Raw genomic sequence first — 18,320 nt, 5'->3', positions numbered from 1 at the left:
TGTAATGTATATCGATTATTCCGTTGCCAGTCTCTCTATGGCAGGTATATCTGCTGGAGCCCATTCCAAAGATGGAAGTTCTTTTGACGATAACCACTTGATAGCAGCATGCTCTGTTAATACAGGAGTTCCCTCAATTAGTTTACATTTATAAGTACTTAAATGAACAACACCGAAATCATATTCATATATCGTATGTTCGACTTGCTCGCCTATTTCAATTTCACAATGCATTTCTTCAACGATTTCTCTTTTTAGAGCCTCTTGAGGAGTCTCTCCAGGTTCTATCTTTCCACCTGGAAACTCCCACATGTATGGTAATGATTTGTCGGGTCCTCTTTGTGCACATAGGATTTTATTTTTATTTATGATTACTGCTCCTACTACGTGTATATCTTTTTTCATGCGTTTCTCCTTTGTCCTTTATTTATTGTTACTAAATTATACCGATATTGATACAACAAGAGCAATCTTTTCATTTATCCTGTAGATAATGTTCTGCTTACATATAATGAAAATTATCACACTAAAAAAAGTGCCTGTCCCCCATTGCTTTAACGTATTAAAGCGGAGTCGGCACTTTTTCTTTCATTGTTCTTATTAGTCTCATCATTTTGTATTTAAGAGTAATTATCGCCTTATTCGATTCTTCCGTCTGTTTTCCTTCACGTTTTCTATCAACAATCCATTGCAAATACTCCTTAAGGACAACGTAACACCCTCATTTGATCTGTCTACCTTATAGGAATAATCTCAATGCCCAAAGTACTTTTAATACGGTAAATAATTGAGGTACAAGTATCTAATTCTAAGCTCTTTCAAAACCAAGCCATTTAATCTTGAATTACTTTTACTTCAGCTCCAATTTCAATCGTCATCAAATCTTCCCCCAATACAACCTTACCATCGTAAATTTCGTTAGTTCGATCTACAATAGTAGCTTCGTGTTCCGGTAAAAAGGTTGCGATATGTGTAAATACCGCAAGTTTAGGATTTACTTCCTTAAATATTTCTCCTGCTTGTTCCGGAGTCGTATGATAAGCTTCGATGTTTTTATGAGCTTCTGATTGATATTCTTCTTCTGGACCTTTCACTACCACGACTTCCTGAACGAGTAAGTCAGTATCCTTTGCATACTTAATGAGATTTTCACTATATGTGGTATCTCCAGAAATAACGACGGAATGTCCATTGTAATTAATTCTATAACCTAATGCCGGCTTCATGGGACCGTGGTCAACATTAAATGCAATAACTTCCACACCATTATTTTCGTATACGACCCCTTCTTCAATCTCATGAACTTCAGCTTCCAACCCGGATGCACCTTCCACCTTTTTTCGGGTTTGGATATCTACTTCAAATGCTTGGATTGTGCTATTAACCATATTTTCGGTTCCTTTTGGTCCCCAAACTTGAAAGTCACCTTCTCTATTTCCCCTTGGGTCAGGCACAGCTGCCGTTATGTGTAAATCCGCAAACCCAACCGTGTGGTCATGATGTAGATGAGTGACAAATAATTTATCAATCATTCCTGGAGCAATATCCATTTGATCCAACCTGAGGGCAGCTCCTCTTCCAACATCAAAAAGTAACCTTTCATCTCCAGCTTCTACTAAAGTGGCACTTCCAAAACGATCCATAGACAAAACTGGTGATCCAGTTCCAAGAAGCGTTACCTTTATATCTGCACTACTTTCTTCCTGAGCTATCTTATCCGTATCATCATTTTGTTCTGAAGAGGAATTACTATCCTGATTCGATTCTTTCGCCTCGTTTTCATCACTTTTCGATTGCGTCTCCATTGCACATCCACCTAACCAAACGAAAGAAATAAAGCAGATTGCAATTAAAAATATATATTTGTTTTTCACCTTCTACACTCCAATCATAGCAAATCAAATATTGTCTAAACCAAAGACTACTATTTACGGTTAATGAGATCTTACTCCCAACGACTCTTTAAACTCCAAAAAATAGTCAATCGATTCTGGATTCAATAAGGAACCGATGTTAATCGCATCTTCCAGTGGGACACCCATTAAGATCTTCTTAATTGGGACTTCTATTTTCTTTCCATTTAGAGTCTTTGGTAGATCATCAACTTCAATTATTTCATTTGGAATATGTCTTGGTGAGCAGTTTTGGCGTATCGTTTGTTTAATTCTAGTTTTTAATTCATCAGTAATTTGCCCTCCATCCTTTAACACAAGGAATAAAGGCATCATGGATTGCTCTGAACTTATCGGAATGTCTAAGATTAAACTGTCCGCTATTTCCGGTACACGATCTAGGGCACTGTAAATTTCACTTGTACCCATTCGAATACCACCACGATTAATGGTAGCATCGGAACGGCCAAAGATAATTCCTGTACCTCTTGAAGTAATTTGGAGAAAATCACCATGTCTCCAAATTCCAGGATAATGATCAAAATAACTATTCCGATATCTTTCTCCGTTCTCATCATTCCAGAAGTATATAGGCATGGATGGCATTGGCTCTGTAATCACAAGCTCCCCAATATCATCTATGATTTCGTCCCCAGCATCGTTAAATGACTTCACTGCTACGCCAAGTGCACGTGCTTGTATTTCCCCGGCATAGACTGGTAACAGTGGGCTTCCTCCTAAAAATCCCGAGCAAATATCCGTACCGCCGCTGGTAGAATAAAGCCATACATCTTCTTTTACCTCTTCGTAAACCCAATCAAAGCCAGCATCTGGTAGTGGAGAGCCTGTTGATCCAATGGCTCGTAAGTTAGAAAGATCATAGGTTTCTTTTGGTTTTACCCCTTCCTTGGAACTTGCCATTAACAAGCTTGCACTCGCACCAAATACGGTCATTTTGCTAGATTCTGCAAATTTCCATAGCGTCTCATAATTTGGATAACCTGGATTACCATCATACAAAACGATAGTAGTTCCTGTTAATAGTCCACTTACAACAATATTCCACATCATCCATCCCGTTGTGGTATACCAAAAGAAGCGGTCACTTTCATTCAAATCATTTTGCAGTCCGTGAAATTTTAAATGTTCCAGTAATATGCCACCATGCCCATGAACAATTCCTTTTGGTTTTCCGGTTGTTCCAGAAGAATACAATATCCAAAGCGGATGATTAAATGGCAGCTGTTCAAAGGTTAATGTTGCTTCACGGCTTTCTTTTAGTATCTGATTCCATATTATCGTAGAATGACTTTCTGGAACTGCTTCTTGTACATCCTCACGTAAATAAGGAATAATAATCGTTTGTTCCAATGTAGGCAATTCTTCTTGAATTTGACGGATATTCTCCAGACGGTCATATTGCTTCCCATTATATTGATAGCCATCAACTGCAAACATTACTTTTGGCTCAATTTGTTTAAACCGATCTATGACACTCTTCACACCAAATTCAGGGGCACAACTGGACCAAACGGCACCAATACTCGCACATGCCAAGAATGCAGTGATCGTCTCATGAATATTGGAAGAATAAGAAACGACTCGATCACCTGGTTTAATTCCAATTGATTTCAAATAAGCCGCAATCGAAGCAGTATTTTGTCTTAATTCTTTCCATGTTAATGCAGATTCTGACCGTGTTTCTGATTGATAAATGATCGCTTCTTTATCTGGGTCTTCTTTTCTAAAAATATGTTCCGCATAATTTAAGGTTGCATTTGGAAACCATGTCATATCAGGCATTGCTTCACCTGATAAAACAATATCATCTTTTCTTTCCCCTTTTATTTCAAAGTAATCCCAAATTGCTACCCAAAAATCTTCCTTTTCATCCACCGACCATTTCCATAATTCGTTGTAGTTTTCAAAGCTTAGTCCCTTCTCTTCCCGAAGCCAAGTCATAAATTTTTTCAAATTTGATCTTTCTTGCATTTCTTGTGAAGGTTGCCATAGTACGCGTTGCTGCACTTCTTCTGTCATTTTCATTGCCCCTTCCTAAAAAAAGTAAATCTATAAAAATACCGAAAACATTTTTCTATCACATTTACTTTTTAGGAAAATCTGCTTCCCGTTTTTCCAAAAATGCAGAAATCCCTTCTTTTCCTTCTTTACTTGTTGCTCGTTCAGCTAGTGATAAAGACTCTAATTGCATTTGCGACTCTAATGTTTCTTGTAGTGAATGATAGAATAATTTTTTCGTTTGTCCATAAGCATTTACCGGGCCATTTGCTAACTTCTCAGCTAATTGAACTACTTCTTCAAATAGGCTTTCATCAGGATGGGTGTCGTTGATAATTCCCCATTCTTTCGCCTCTAATGCACTTAATTGTTTATTTGTATACATTAACTCTAATGCTCGTTTCATCCCAACTACACGAGGTAAAAAGTAGCTTCCAGATCCATCTGGTGTTAATCCGACACGGTTATAAGCCATCACAAACTTTGCTTTTTCAGAAGCATAGGCTAAGTCACAAGCAAGAACAAGGCCCATTCCAGCACCAGCTGCCGCTCCATTCACCGCACCAATAAAAGGTTTTTCCATTCTCGTAAAAATGGATACTGCTTGGTGCAAATACGTTGTCACATGTTTTAGATGGGAACTAATTTCTTCCCCTTGTTCGGAGAAGCTTTTTAAGTCGCCTCCAACCGAAAACGTACTCCCTGCACCTGTAATTACGACCGCTCTGATTTTTTCATTCTCCGAACACTCTAAAGCAATATTCATCAGTTCTTTCGCCATTTGTAAATTTATTGCATTTCCTTTATTTGGACGATTTAAGGTCACCATTCCTACATCATTTTTTACTGTTAATTCAACAAGGTTATTTCCCATAATATAACTCCTTACTTGTACATGATTTTATTACTACGCTTCATATTTAGTTCGAAACATTTTCAATGATCATTGCAATGCCTTGGCCTCCACCAATACAAAGGGAAGCTAATCCATATTTTAAATTCCTCTTCTTCAGTTCAACAGCGAGTGAATAAGTTACTCTCGCTCCACTGGCACCAAGCGGGTGACCTAAAGCGATGGCACCGCCGTTCACATTCACTTTTTCCTGATTTAGACCAAGTTCTTTTATCACTGCCAACGATTGGGCTGCAAAAGCCTCATTAATTTCAATCAAATCGATATCATCTATACGTAATCCAGCATTTTCTAGAGCTTTCTTACTTGCTGGTACAGGTCCAATCCCCATAATCTTGGGATCCACTCCGGCAACACCCCAAGAGACAATTTTTGCGAGTGGCTTTAATTCATGTTCCTGTACATACTGCTCAGATGCTATTATTACGGAAGCCGAACCATCATTAATACCACTCGAATTTCCTGGTGTGACCGTGCCATCTTTTTTAAATGCTGTCCGTAACTTACCTAAACTCTCTACATTCACGCCATCTCTAATATGCTCATCAACATCAACAGCGAATTCTCTCCCTTTCTTATCCTTGGAAACATAAGGGACAATTTCCTCCGCAAAACGACCATTCTTTCTTGCATTACTCGCTTTTTCCTGTGATTGAATGGCAAAATGATCCTGTTCTTCTCTCGATATATTATATTTTGTTGCTAAATTTTCTGCTGTCATCCCCATGCCACAGCCAATGTATTTATCCGTTAACGATTTCCATAGCATATCATCCACAACAGGAGCTTTATTTGGCGATCCAAAACGCGTTCCTCTAAGTACTTGTGGGGCAAGACTCATATTCTCGGTGCCCCCAGCTACAATAACGTTGCTCTCATTCAAAGCGATGGATTGTGCGGCTGATACGATTGCTTGCAATCCAGACCCACATAACCGATTTAACGTTAGTGCAGCAGAGGATTCGGGTAAGCCACTCATTAAACCAATATGTCTTGCTAAATAGGCCGCATGATCACCTGTTTGAATAACGTTCCCGAATATAATCTCATCGATATCCTCTGCTGAAATCCCGCTTCTTTTCATGGCACCTTTAGCCGATACCACTCCTAAATCCAAGTCACTAACATCTTTAAATCCACCACCGAACGTTCCAAAAGCTGTTCTTGCTCCTTCTACAATATAAGACTGCATGTACTTCTCCTCATTTCTCTTAAAATTTTTTATTTCCTCATAAAAGTTGCGCCTATAAAATCAATGAGTGTCATTAGTAAGTATTCAAAGATTTTAATGAGCGCAACTATATAAAATTAACTAGATTACCTTTTCATAATGCTGTACTTTTGGAACACTCAAATAAAAAGGGCTAAGAATCTTCTTCATTTCTTCGAATTCTGGTGTGTTTTTAAAATCGATTACGTGATTTTCTACCAGCTTCCAAGAAACAGATACCAAATATTTATTTCTTTGCTCCACGCAACGTTTTATTTCGGCACCTTTGTAACCCTTAGCTGTTGACAAGAGTGCCGTTGCTTTTTTAAATGCCTTTTCAAATTCCTCTTCTGTCCCTGATTTTACATGTATCATGAAAATCTCTTGTACCATCAGTCCAACCCCTTAGATCTTTGCTAAATCGAATTGATATTCCGTTCCCCAAACACTTAAGTTATCCCATACTTTTGGTTTATACGGCATTTCAGTATGCCAAGGACGTGGTTCAAAAATATTAAGTTCAGGAACATATACATCCATATCCGTGTACAATTCCACAACATTCTCATCTGGATCACGATGATAGGTTGCTATATTACTACCAGCCGTATGACGAGAAGGGCCCCAAATGATTGGTCTACCGTGTTTAGCTAGTAAATCAGATGCAGCATATTGATGACTAGCATCCTTTACTTGAAAAGCAATATGATGTAATCGTGTTTCATCTGCTGCAATAATGTTTAAGACATGGTGGTCCGTGTTACAAGTCAAGAAGTTAGCAAAACTTTCTCCGATTTTATCGGTAAAAGTAAAACCTAATACATCCTTGTAAAACGTAATTGTTTCCTCATAATTATTTGCCAAAAAGGCTACATGCCCTAATTTTAATGGACTTATTCCTACTCCGGAAAAGCCAACTGCTGGTTGATCAATTTCTGTAAATAATTCAATTGTATTTCCTGCTGGATCATTTAATTCTATGAATCTTGCTACTCCAGGTTTTGCATCTTCATGTATTCTTGAGTCAATTCCGCTTGCAATGAATTTCTCCTGTACTTCTTCTAATGACAATTTCCCATCTAATTGATATCCATAGCTTCGAATCGCCTGCTTGTCAGAAGGCGTAATAACAATATTGTGATGGTCGTAACCATTACTTAGATAGGTAATTCCATCCTGTTCTTCCGTAATGCGGTATCCCATGGTGTCTGTATAATACTCCACCATATTAGTAGGATCTTTTGATAAGAAATCAACGTAAGCTAATCGAAACATATTAACAGTCATAAATAATTCCTCCTTTTAATATTAGTCTTTATTTGCTATCAATTTTCTAATAAGTTAAGATAAATAAATAGGTCCCCCAAACCTATATACATGAACTAGTAGCTGAAGGTTACTTATTGGACAGTTGCTGTGTTCATGTATTTTTTAAATTGAATCGATAAATCCTCAACAAGTAAAGATACTTTCGAAACATCTGAAGTACTTCCAAAAATATAATAATCTGGTCGAACGATGAAAGCTTCTATATTATTCTCTCTAAAATACGCGGTATATTTGCCATTTATATCCACAATTGAGTCCTTTTTCCTTTCATCAATCGTAGAAACTTCAATAAATGTTGCCTCGATCTCTGTTAGAAATGTAAGTTGCGATTTACTTAGATATGACTTCGAATTTTGTCCATTACTTATTACCATCCAGCCTGTGTCAACGACATCATCGAATAAACCAACTTTCCCTTGATATTCTACTTGACTTTGTAACGACAATTTACCTGCAAGATTATCCTCTTTTCCTTCTCCTCGTTGATAAAGAATCCCATCGCTTAGTATTGGAAATTCAGGAAAAGGTGGAACCATTCCGGATAAGAAAGATGTATCCCTTTCTGCTGCTTTTTTAAGGTCATCTATACATATTATTTCACCTAAATATAATGCAGCATGTACAATTTTTTCATTATGGGGCTTCCGTTCTTCCATATACGTATCTAAAATCTGGTCATTGACTTTTCCTTTCAACACCAAATCGAGCTTCCATGCCAAATTAGCCGCATCTCGTAATCCAGAACACATTCCTTGTCCCATGAAAGGTGGTGTTAGATGTGCTGCGTCTCCAGCTAAGATCACCCTGCCATTCCTCCATTTATTTACCCAAAGAGCCTTAAAAGTATAAACAGCGGATCTCTCTAAGATGGCCGTTTCCGGAGTAAGATCCCAAGGTTCTAAAAGTTTCCATATATATTCTTCCTTGCTAACCTCTTCTTTAGATTCCTCTGGAAGCACCATAAACTCCCATCTTCTTCTTCCTGGTCCGCCAGAAACGACAGTTGTTGGGCGACCTGGATCACAAATTTGCATAATAACCGGTAGACTGCTTTTTTCTTTTGGAATAATGTCAACAACTAGAAAATCATAGACGAAATTTAAATCCGTAATCGTATGGTCCATGTTTCCTCTCACTATACTATTCGCACCGTCACATCCAACCGTATATTTTGCAATGACTTTTTTTTCTTCGCCTTTTTGATCTTTTACCGTCAACTCCACATCGTCATCCATTTCCTGTAAATCGATGACTTCATTTCCATAATTAACAGTAACTGAAGGCTGACTACAACATGTTTTATCCATTTCCTTTTCAAGAGATGGCTGATTAAAAAATAGTTCTCCAGGCCATCCAGATACTCCTTCTTTTTCAAAGGGTATTGTTAAAAGAAGCTCTCGTGCCGCATTATACCAGTTATACATTTCTCCTCCAGCTGATTCCAACTGTTTTTCTAATTCAATAGAAGGTACTGCCTGTTGAAGGATTCTTGCAATTTCATCATCCATCGCAATTGCTCGAGGCATTGTATAAGGCTCTAGAAATTTTTCATAGATACCTACTTTCCAACCTTTTTTCCCTAGTAGGGTACCTAACATTTTAGCTACAGGACCGTAGCCAACAATCGCAACGTCCACAAATTCTTTCTTCATAAATTCACCTCAACTTTATATTTTTAAATTTAAAATTAAAATTTTTAAATCGGACTAACTGCGCTTACCTTTAGACCAAGAGAGGATTTTAGACTCTCAATGACATTTGGTAATTCCTTTGCCTGCGAAACGCTCCCGAAAATATTGAAATCTGGTCGAACAACAAGAGCCTCGATATTGTTATTCTTAAAGTAATTTTCATAGTTTCCTTCGACATCAATTACTTCTTCTGCGGACCCCGCGTTGTTAGTTATCGTTACAAACTTTGCTCCAATACTCTCCAGAAATTGAATTTGTTCATCACTCAAATATTGTTTTAGATCTTGTTTCCATCCCATCACCATCCAACCATGGCCTACGACATTATCATAAAGATCTGTTTCCCCTTTATATTTCACGACACTCTGCAAGGATAATTGGCCGGTTAAGCCACTCTCCACAGATTTATAGAGAATCCCGTCCGTAATAATTGGGAAATCAGGAAATGGTGGAAAGTTTCCAGTTAGAAACGCTTCATCTCTCTTTTTCGCTTCTTCTTCATCTGTCGTACAAATCATTTTCCCTAAGTAAATGGCTGCTTCAATAAGTTTGATCATATGCGGTTTTCTCTCGTCCGTATACGTATCTAGCAATGAGTCTTCCGCAATGCCATTTAATACATGATCTAACTTCCACGCAATATTATTAGCATCCCGAATTCCGGATGATAATCCTTGTCCCATAAATGGTGGGGTTAAATGTGCAGCATCACCTGCTAGAATCAATCTTCCTTTTCTCCATTCATTTACCCATTTTGCTTTAAAGGTATAAACTGTATTTCGTTCTAGAATCGCGTTATCAGGGGTAATATTCCATGGTTTTAAAAGTTCCCAACTAACGGCTTCGTCTTGGAACTCTTCTTTCGTTTCTCCTGGAAGTAACATAAATTCCCATCTTCTTCTACCAGGCCCACCAGAAGCCTTCGTAGTTGGTCGTTTAGGATCACAAATTTGCTGATTCATCGGCTCAAATTTCATTTCTTCTTTTGGAATAATATCAACAACAAGGAAATCATTGTAAAATCCTAAATCAGTCATGGTATGTTCCATGTTTTCCCGTACAAAACTGTTTGCACCGTCACAACCAATAACATACTTTGCTTTTGCTGATATAACTTCGCCTTCTTTTGTTTTGAACAGAGCATCTACACGGTCGGCATATTCGTTAAGGTATATACCCTGACAGCCTAATCGAACATCAACAGTAGAAAATGATTTACAGGACTGATCCATTAGTTCTTCTAACGCCGCTTGATTAAAAAGCATGTCTGCAGGCCAACCAGAAATCCCATCTTGTGACCAATCAATTTCTAGAAGTGTTTTACCTTCACCGTTACTCCAAACATAATTATCTGGTACTTTTACAGATACTTTTTTAATTCCTTCAACTGGAGCTATCGTCTGGATTGCTCTTGTAACTTCATGATCATATTTTACTGCTCGAGGAAGTCCATACGACTTTTCAAATTTCTCAAAAACGCCAACTTTCCAACCTTTTTTTCCAAGTAAACTGGAAACTAGCTTTCCAACCGGACCATATCCAATTACAATCACATCATACTCCAACGTTTTCATATTTTTCCCCCTCGTCTATTTTTTAATATGTTAGCGCATACATTTTATTCATAGGTGGTGATTTAAGCCACCTACTATAACTATTAGTGATTTGATGTAACCAAAGAATGAGAAGTAATTACGTTTTTTTGTTCACCTAGGTCTATCTTGCTGTCCTTGCTCTTTATAGAAGCTCGAACAACATCTCCATCTTTTAGATATTTATTATTGCCCCTTAATTGATTATCTACAAATGTAGTTAGCTTTTCCTCAGCCGGAAAAGTCGGATCAGATACAAGCTTTAATATATCTGGTGTTAGATTCATTGCTACTCCACCTGTAGTACCAGATAATACCAAGTCACCTTTAGATAAATCCATAATTTGAGATAGCTCTGTCATTGTTTCTGCTGGTTTAAATAGTAATTGACTCGTATTTGCTGATTGACGAAGTTCATCATTTACCCATAGATTTAATTCCAGGTCATGAATAAGTGAAATTTCTTCTTGGTCTAGTAGATATAGAATGGGCCCAGTTGGACAGAAGGTACGGTAACTTTTCCCTTTAAGCCATTGTCCTTGGACTAACTGTATATCACGAGCAGATACATCATTTGTTAAAACAATTCCTGCTATATATTCATGTAAATTATCATCCGTTACTTCTACCGCTTCATTAATATTAGAACCTATTACCAGTCCTAATTCAATTTCATAATCGAGTAGATCTACATTCGATGGACGCACAATATTAGCGTTTGCACCAGTTAGCGAACTATCCGCCTTGCTAAATATCATATTAAATGGAGGTCGCTTGGCTTCCATTCCAGATTCTGCACGATGGGTAGAGTAATTAGCCCCTTGACATACAATTCTTGCCGGTTTGGTTACTGGACTAAGTAGAGTTACATCATTAAAAGATACGCTTTCAGCAGATGAATCTTCTAGCAACTTTTTCGCTTCCTCCTGACCTTCCTCTAAAAAGTCTGAAAGTGTTAAGTAATTGCCTTTTACTACTTTGATTTGATTATCCGATAGTACTCCCCATTTTTCCGTATTATCTTTTTCAAAACGAACAACTTGAATTCCCATATGAACGACTCCTTCTTCTTTTTAATTTTTTTGGTGAGATTACGTTTTTTCAAATAATTGTTGAACTCGTAAGATCATATTTGTCATGACGATCCTAGAATTCTCTTCATCTCCAGTTATAATTGCGTTGTATAATTCCTCATGCCTTTTTAATACTTCTGATGTTGGTTTATCCTGTTGTAATTCTGGATTACTATTTAGTGCAGCTATACTTTTCTCTCTACTGATTATTAATCCTTTATGAAGTAATTTTAATAAACTAATCATCAATGAATTATGGGATGCTTCTATTATTTTTAAATGAAATTCATAGTCAGCTTTTGCCCACTCTTTCGTATCATCTATCGTATTTTCTAAATTCCTAAAGCAAATCGTTAAATTTTCTTTATCTTGTGCGGTTGCGTTTCTTGCTGCCAATCCTGCAGCTATCGGCTCGATTCCTAACCGTACATGTGTCATATCAAGGAAAAATTCTCCATCTTTCCCTTGATGATCACTGATCCAAGTCATGACGTCCAAATCCCACCATTGCCAATCATTACGTGGTAATACGATCGTACCTGAGCGTTTAGTCGATCTAATAATTTTCCTTGCTGATAGCCCTTGGAGAGCTTCTCTTATAACCGTACGGCTTACTCCATATTCCTTACCTAAATCTTCCATCTTTGGTAGTGTTTCTCCAGACCTAATTGAACCGCTTACAATTTCCCTTCCAATTTTACCTACAATCTCTTCACTTCTATTTTGCATTGCTTAGACCTCTTTTCGAATAAGGAAATAGATCCCTCCTTACAAAGGTTTTTACACAAGTATTACTTATTTATATTTTCTGATAAGTAGTACTTGTTTAAATAATACACTTGGCCAATATAAATTGTCAATATTTTTTAATATATTTATAATTTTTATTCGATACTATATTTTAAATATTTTACTAAGGTTTTCCTATATCAATAACTCAAAAAGGATGCGTCCCTCATTCCGGGAATGCATCCTACTAGTTCAGTAAACTAGTACTTGAATATACGAATCCTTATGCCCCCTCTAAAAACATCTCCTGATCCTTCTTACTCACTCTGAAAACTCACCTTTTCCCTCTCTCTCCATGACAACATACGAATATAACGACCCTGTTGTATCTTTCCCTATTTTCCTTATGTCGCACTCACCTTCTATTTCTACTAGATTTAGTGCTTCTTTTTGATTCGGGGCAGAAACAATATAAGCCATATTATTTGAATGAATATGATAGATATATAGGGTTTGTTCTACGTATTTCTTCGTACCGATAATACGCTCCACCCGCTTCTCGAATTTTTCCAGACTGGTAAGGGAATGCTTCAATTTATTTGCCTGATCATCCATATCTCCCAAGTAATGTTCGACCTCGTTGATATACCCATCTTCAAATTCAACTCTAGTGATGCAATATGGCATATCCGTCGCCATCAGATTTCCCTCTTTATAGATGAAGATCCGATAATCAAAGCTTTCCAGCAACGCTCCCAATTGCTGAACTTTTTTATCTGAGATCTGAAAGGTAGTTTCTCCCATAAAGGAAACGTGGCCTTCCCCGTTCCAGTAAACCACACCATCCGGCGTGACTTCCACTTGGTATATGGGACATGATCCATAGCATTCCGTACGCTTCAGAGACAATTTTTTGAACATTATTTATAACCTCCTTGAATTTTTTCACTTAAGCATTCGTTCGGTTGATCACATATAAATCATCGATGTTATTTATCTACTATGAGTGTAGCAGGAAGGTTATACATAATGACGCTCAGGACAGGTGTTCTTTTTTATATACATTTCTCAGTTTAACAGAAAGCAAAAAGCACAAATCCCATTTACAGGATCTGTGCTTTTAACAATTAACAAGTGTATAAGTCAAGCCATTCTATTTCACTAACCAACCACCATCAACTGGTACAATCGCTCCATGCATAAAGGAAGAATCATCAGAAGCGAGGAATAGTGCAACATTAGCAATCTCTTCGGGCTGACCATAACGTCCAGCCGGTACAGAATTAACCGATTCCATCACTTCTGCAGAACCTTCAGCAAAGATTTCCTTCGTCATACCCGTTTCGATCGCGCCTGGAGCAATGGCGTTTGCTCTGATTCCTTTTGAACCATAATCAAATGATAGTTGTTTGGTAAATCCAGCAATTCCATGTTTCGCAGCTGTGTATGCTGCACCGCCACCACCAGCAACAAAGGCGGCAATTGATGCTATATTAATAACGATGCCATCCCCTCTTTCAATCATTTGAGGAAGTACAGCATTTGTCACTTGATATACACCTTTAAGGTTGATGTTCATAATCCGGTCCCACAATTCTTCAGAAGTTTCTAACGTAGGTGCATACCCATCGAGTATACCAGCAGTATTACTTAAAATATCAATTCGCCCAAATTCTTCTAACCCTTTATCTACCGCTGTTGCTACGCTCGATTTCTTGGAGACATCTATCTCTATTGCAACCGCTTCTCCTCCATCTGCTTTGATTTGATCAACCACTTTTTGAACCCCATCAAAATTGATATCTGCAGCAATTACTTTTGCTCCTTCTTTCGCAAACAAGACAGATTGAGCTTTCCCCATTCCAGAACCAGCTCCAGTAATAAACGCAACCTTATTATCTAATTTTCCCATAGTGATTCCTCCGTTCTATTTTGTAAGTGCTTTCAAATAAATCTTAACATGGAGTGTACTGGATTAAAAATATTTTGTTTAACAGAGAAACATAAGATAAATAGATTGGTAATCACTTTTTCATCCCCCTAATCATCACCCCAAACAATTCCCCATGCTCCTCTACCAGTGAAAAATCAGCTTTACGCAATGCCCAATCGTATAATATACCACGCATCGTACGGAGACAGATTTCCATCATTTTTTCCGTTGAAAGATCATCACGAAACTCTCCATTTTTTTGCCCATTTTCAAAGATATCCATCAAAATGGAATATAGAGGCCGGTCTGGTATTAGGAAAAAGCTGTCTCTCTCCGTATTTAACTCCACCTCATAAATGGTCCGAATCACATCCCATCCTAGATCTCTTTCGATATAGGTCATTTGTAATCGCAAAAAAACTTCTAATCTATCTGCATATCTTCCTTCCTTTGCTATAATGTCAACTAATTCATTCACATAATAATCATCAATTTCCTTAAACTTTTCCAGAAATATATCATGCTTACTTTTAAAATGTGTATAAAAGGCCCCTTTGGACGTGTTCGTTTCCTTGATGATTTCATCCACTGTAACTCGACTAAAACTTTTTTCATTAAACAAGCTTAATGCTGCTTCTGTAATCTTTTTCTTCGTAAGTAAAGCTTTCGTCGCCCTTTTATTCATTGTTATCACTCCTTTCAATTTTCTAAAAGTATTGACAAAGAGACTGTAGTCTGTAAAATATAATTTATATAATTATAGTATCACAAAAGGTAGTTTGCAATTGAATTAATGTAAACGCTATCAAAAAGGAGGAAGAACAATGTTAAGAGCTTTTTCAAATCAAATAAGAATTGTAATCGAGAAATTTTTACCGAATGCCTTTATCTTTGCAATACTATTGACTTTTATTACGTTAATTCTAGGGATGTTTTTTACTGATTCCAGTTTACTAGACATGACGGAGCATTGGTATGGAGGTTTCTGGAATTTCCTAGCTTTTACCACACAGATGATTCTCATTTTAATTACTGGTTATGCGTTGGTTAAAGCCCCTCCTGTTGAGAAACTAATGATTCGTGTAGCTTCCATACCGAAAACTCAAAAATCAGCTTTAATTTCTACCATTCTTGTAGCTGCTGCAGCTGGTTATCTGAGTTGGGGGTTAGGGTTTGTATTAGGAGCATTATTTGCAATTGAAGTGGCAAAAAGAGTACCTAAAGCAGATTTTCGTATTTTAATTGCAGCTGCTTATACAGCCGTTATTGCTATCTTACCAGCAAGTATTACGCTAACAGCCCCACTTCTTGTGAATACACCTGATCATTCGTTGGAGGAAACGATTGGACTGATTCCGTTAACTGAAACGATTTTTAGTCCAACTATGCTTCTTGCAGCAGGTCTTGGTTTGCTTATAGTAATTTTTGCTTATTTAAAAATGATGCCTAAACAAGAAAACGTTATCCCATTTAATAGTGAGGAAAACGGTGAGTTGACAAGAACAGAGAATAGAATCCCCCATTCATTTGCAGAGAAAATGAATAACAGTAAAATAATAAATTATGCGCTCGTAGCTTTTGGGGTCTTATGGCTGATTATGTACATCGTTCAGAATGGATTTAATTTGGAGTTAAACATTCTAAACTTCGCTTTCATTATCTTAGGTTTAGCCTTGCATGGTTCACCAAGCAGCTATATCAATGCAATTACAGATGGGATGCCTTCAGCAAGTGGGATCCTTCTACAATTTCCTTTTTATGGCGGAATAATGGGTATGATGGCTGGATCCGGATTAATTTCCATTATCGCTCAATCCCTAGTATCCATATCCAATGAACTCACGTTTCCATTGCTTTCCTTCCTGTCTGCAGCAATTGTTAACATTTTTGTACCATCCGCAGGCGGTCAATGGCAGGTTCAAGGTCCAATCATGATTGAAGCAATTCAATCATATTCTTTACATCCTTCTGTTGTTGTAAACACCGTATCGATGGGAGACACGATAACAAACTTACTTCAACCTTTCTTCGCCTTACCTGCATTAGGCTTAGCCAGATTGGAGCTAAAAGACATCTGGGGTTACTGCCTCGTAACGATGGTCTTATTATTAATCGCAAATTCTATCATTGTAACTGTTATTCCCTTAATCTTTTAGAAAGGAGTTTATTTATGCTTACACACGGAAATATGACAATCTATACGTATCTGCAAAAACAGGTAAAAAAATATCCAAATAAAGTATTCATCTATTTTGAAGAAGAAGAAATAACTTATCAGGACATGGAAAATAGAGTGAATCAGACGGCATCCTGGTTGTTGCAACAAGGTATTCAGAAGAATGACACGGTTGCTGTTATGCTAAAAAATGCTCCAGCGTTTTATGATATTTGGTTTGCATGCGGAGCATTAGGTGCGGTATTGCTCCCTATAAACACTGCTTCTACACCAAATGAGCTTAACTATTTTCTGGAACATTCAGATAGTAAAGGGTTTATTTATGATGAATCATTGATTACAGAAAAGCATCAGGAAATCTTCTCTGACCTGAAGCAATTGCTATTCGCCAGACCTAATGATATTAATTGGAAAAAAGAATTAGATGTACAGCGCAAAGATTCCCACTATCACAACGTTGATGCTCATGATGTATGCGGGATTATGTATACTTCTGGGACAACAGCCAAACCAAAAGGTGTGCTAATTACACATGAAAATTATTTATATGCCGGCCATTCGTCCGTCCTGTATCAGCAACTACAACCGGATGATCGATATTTGATCTTCTTACCATTATTTCACGCCAATTCTCAATATTATACGTCCATGGCAACACTCGTTGTAGGTGGCTCCATCATTTTATTGGAAAAATTCAGTGCAAATACCTTCTGGGATACGGTTGCAAAAAACAAGCCTACTGTTTCCAGTTTTGTAGCTACCATTATAAAAATTCTATTAAAGACAGATCCACACCCGTACGAAAAGAAACATTCCATGAGGCAGGTCGGTTACGGTTTATTCGTTCCTAAACAAGACGTTGATGCATTTAAAGAACGATTTGGAATTCATCTGTTCCAATGGTTTGGTATGACAGAATCTATAACAACTAATATTACAACTCCTCTCTATTCGGAGATGCCTGAAGATGAACAAACAGGAATTCTCGCTTTGGGAAAACCAGGTTTAGGTCAGGAAGTAAAGATTATCGATGAGAGTGGAAAGGAATGCCCTTTTAACACAGTAGGTGAGATCATTATCAAAAGCCCTTCGCTGATGAAAGGCTACTATAAGAATGAAGAAGCGACGGGCCTTACCATTATCGATGGCTGGCTCCACACAGGTGATAACGGATATATGAATGAAGAAGGTTATATTTGGTTTGTCGATCGTAATAAAGATATGATTAAACGAGCTGGCGAAAATATTTCTTCTTTGGAAATAGAAAACGTTCTTTCCGGCCATCCAGGTATCGCAAACTGTGCTGTCGTTGCTGCACCGGATGAATTACGGGAAGAAAAGGTTGTAGCCTATGTTGAGCTAAGTAATACTGAAGTTACCGAAGAGGCATTGCGGGGATATTGCGAAGAGAGATTATCCTCCTTTAAAATACCTGAAGAATTTTATTTTATTGATGAATTTCCACGTACTTCTATTGGTAAGATTCAAAAGAATATATTGAGGCATAGGCATCAGTAAAGTAGTTAACCTTTTAGTATTATAGAAGAGAAGAATATTCAATTTATTCTTCTCATTTTATTTTTCCAATTTAATTTTCCCTAAGAAATCAATAGTTTATTCCACCTGCACTTTCTCTTTTGTTATATTTATAGAATTTTCATGAAGCAGCGCCTATCTATATTCCCCTTCACTTGGGAATAAAAAAGAGACCCCCTCTTTACACTAGAGTGAATCCCTTTCAGTAAACATTTTATAATCTATTA

The 18,320-nt window shown here is 37.3% G+C and carries 16 protein-coding genes; 2 read left to right on the top strand and 14 right to left on the bottom strand.

The window, feature by feature from the left end:
* Window positions 1–15: 15 nt before the first annotated feature.
* From ACFOUV_RS00625 to ACFOUV_RS00560, 14 genes are all read right to left on the bottom strand, one after another.
* Entirely contained in the window at window positions 16–405 is a 390-nt protein-coding gene (locus tag ACFOUV_RS00625) for a (deoxy)nucleoside triphosphate pyrophosphohydrolase (RefSeq protein WP_379494833.1), read from the bottom strand.
* A gap of 428 nt (window positions 406–833) precedes the next feature.
* Window positions 834–1,805 carry an MBL fold metallo-hydrolase gene (locus tag ACFOUV_RS00620; protein WP_379494832.1) on the bottom strand — a complete coding sequence of 324 codons (972 nt, stop codon included), beginning with the start codon at window positions 1,803–1,805 and terminating at the stop codon, window positions 834–836.
* A 129-nt stretch (window positions 1,806–1,934) separates the two neighbouring features.
* Window positions 1,935–3,932, bottom strand: a complete 1,998-nt coding sequence (locus ACFOUV_RS00615) for an acetoacetate--CoA ligase (protein WP_379494831.1) — start codon at window positions 3,930–3,932, stop codon at window positions 1,935–1,937.
* A gap of 64 nt (window positions 3,933–3,996) precedes the next feature.
* The gene (locus ACFOUV_RS00610) at window positions 3,997–4,785 is read right to left on the bottom strand and encodes an enoyl-CoA hydratase/isomerase family protein (protein ID WP_379494830.1); all 789 of its coding nucleotides are present in this window, start codon (window positions 4,783–4,785) and stop codon (window positions 3,997–3,999) included.
* 46 nt (window positions 4,786–4,831) lie between these two features.
* Entirely contained in the window at window positions 4,832–6,016 is a 1,185-nt protein-coding gene (locus tag ACFOUV_RS00605; protein ID WP_379494829.1) for an acetyl-CoA C-acetyltransferase, read from the bottom strand.
* Between the two features lie 120 nt (window positions 6,017–6,136).
* The gene (locus tag ACFOUV_RS00600; protein WP_379494828.1) at window positions 6,137–6,427 is read right to left on the bottom strand and encodes an antibiotic biosynthesis monooxygenase family protein; all 291 of its coding nucleotides are present in this window, start codon (window positions 6,425–6,427) and stop codon (window positions 6,137–6,139) included.
* Between the two features lie 12 nt (window positions 6,428–6,439).
* Window positions 6,440–7,321: a VOC family protein gene (locus ACFOUV_RS00595; RefSeq protein WP_379494827.1), complete on the bottom strand. Its 882-nt coding sequence runs from the start codon at window positions 7,319–7,321 to the stop codon at window positions 6,440–6,442.
* 113 nt (window positions 7,322–7,434) lie between these two features.
* Window positions 7,435–9,015 carry a bifunctional 3-(3-hydroxy-phenyl)propionate/3-hydroxycinnamic acid hydroxylase MhpA gene (mhpA, locus tag ACFOUV_RS00590; protein ID WP_379494826.1) on the bottom strand — a complete coding sequence of 527 codons (1,581 nt, stop codon included), beginning with the start codon at window positions 9,013–9,015 and terminating at the stop codon, window positions 7,435–7,437.
* 44 nt (window positions 9,016–9,059) lie between these two features.
* Complete coding sequence (gene mhpA / locus ACFOUV_RS00585; RefSeq protein ID WP_379494825.1) at window positions 9,060–10,628, bottom strand: bifunctional 3-(3-hydroxy-phenyl)propionate/3-hydroxycinnamic acid hydroxylase MhpA; 1,569 nt, start codon at window positions 10,626–10,628, stop codon at window positions 9,060–9,062.
* An 83-nt stretch (window positions 10,629–10,711) separates the two neighbouring features.
* Window positions 10,712–11,698 carry a fumarylacetoacetate hydrolase family protein gene (locus ACFOUV_RS00580; protein ID WP_379494824.1) on the bottom strand — a complete coding sequence of 329 codons (987 nt, stop codon included), beginning with the start codon at window positions 11,696–11,698 and terminating at the stop codon, window positions 10,712–10,714.
* A gap of 39 nt (window positions 11,699–11,737) precedes the next feature.
* A complete protein-coding gene (locus tag ACFOUV_RS00575; RefSeq protein WP_379494823.1) occupies window positions 11,738–12,448 on the bottom strand; it encodes a FadR/GntR family transcriptional regulator in 711 nt (236 codons plus the stop codon).
* A gap of 321 nt (window positions 12,449–12,769) precedes the next feature.
* The gene (locus ACFOUV_RS00570; RefSeq protein WP_379494822.1) at window positions 12,770–13,369 is read right to left on the bottom strand and encodes a DUF6438 domain-containing protein; all 600 of its coding nucleotides are present in this window, start codon (window positions 13,367–13,369) and stop codon (window positions 12,770–12,772) included.
* A 232-nt stretch (window positions 13,370–13,601) separates the two neighbouring features.
* Entirely contained in the window at window positions 13,602–14,360 is a 759-nt protein-coding gene (locus ACFOUV_RS00565) for a 3-oxoacyl-ACP reductase (protein WP_379494821.1), read from the bottom strand.
* 112 nt (window positions 14,361–14,472) lie between these two features.
* Window positions 14,473–15,066, bottom strand: coding sequence for a TetR/AcrR family transcriptional regulator (locus ACFOUV_RS00560; protein WP_379494820.1), 594 nt, complete (start codon window positions 15,064–15,066; stop codon window positions 14,473–14,475).
* 139 nt (window positions 15,067–15,205) lie between these two features.
* On the opposite strand from ACFOUV_RS00560, the gene ACFOUV_RS00555 reads away from it, so the two are divergent.
* Both ACFOUV_RS00555 and ACFOUV_RS00550 read left to right on the top strand, forming a co-directional pair.
* Window positions 15,206–16,537, top strand: a complete 1,332-nt coding sequence (locus tag ACFOUV_RS00555) for a short-chain fatty acid transporter (protein ID WP_379494819.1) — start codon at window positions 15,206–15,208, stop codon at window positions 16,535–16,537.
* Window positions 16,538–16,551: 14 nt separating this feature from the next.
* On the top strand, window positions 16,552–18,075 hold the full coding sequence (locus tag ACFOUV_RS00550) for a class I adenylate-forming enzyme family protein (RefSeq protein WP_379494818.1): 1,524 nt from the start codon (window positions 16,552–16,554) through the stop codon (window positions 18,073–18,075).
* Window positions 18,076–18,320 lie beyond the last annotated feature (245 nt).

Source organism: Oceanobacillus longus, from assembly GCF_042650085.1.
Classification (GTDB): domain Bacteria; phylum Bacillota; class Bacilli; order Bacillales; family Amphibacillaceae; genus Oceanobacillus; species Oceanobacillus longus.
The sequence above is the reverse complement of the archived record's forward strand: the minus strand, read 5'-3'. Positions and strand labels throughout refer to the sequence as shown.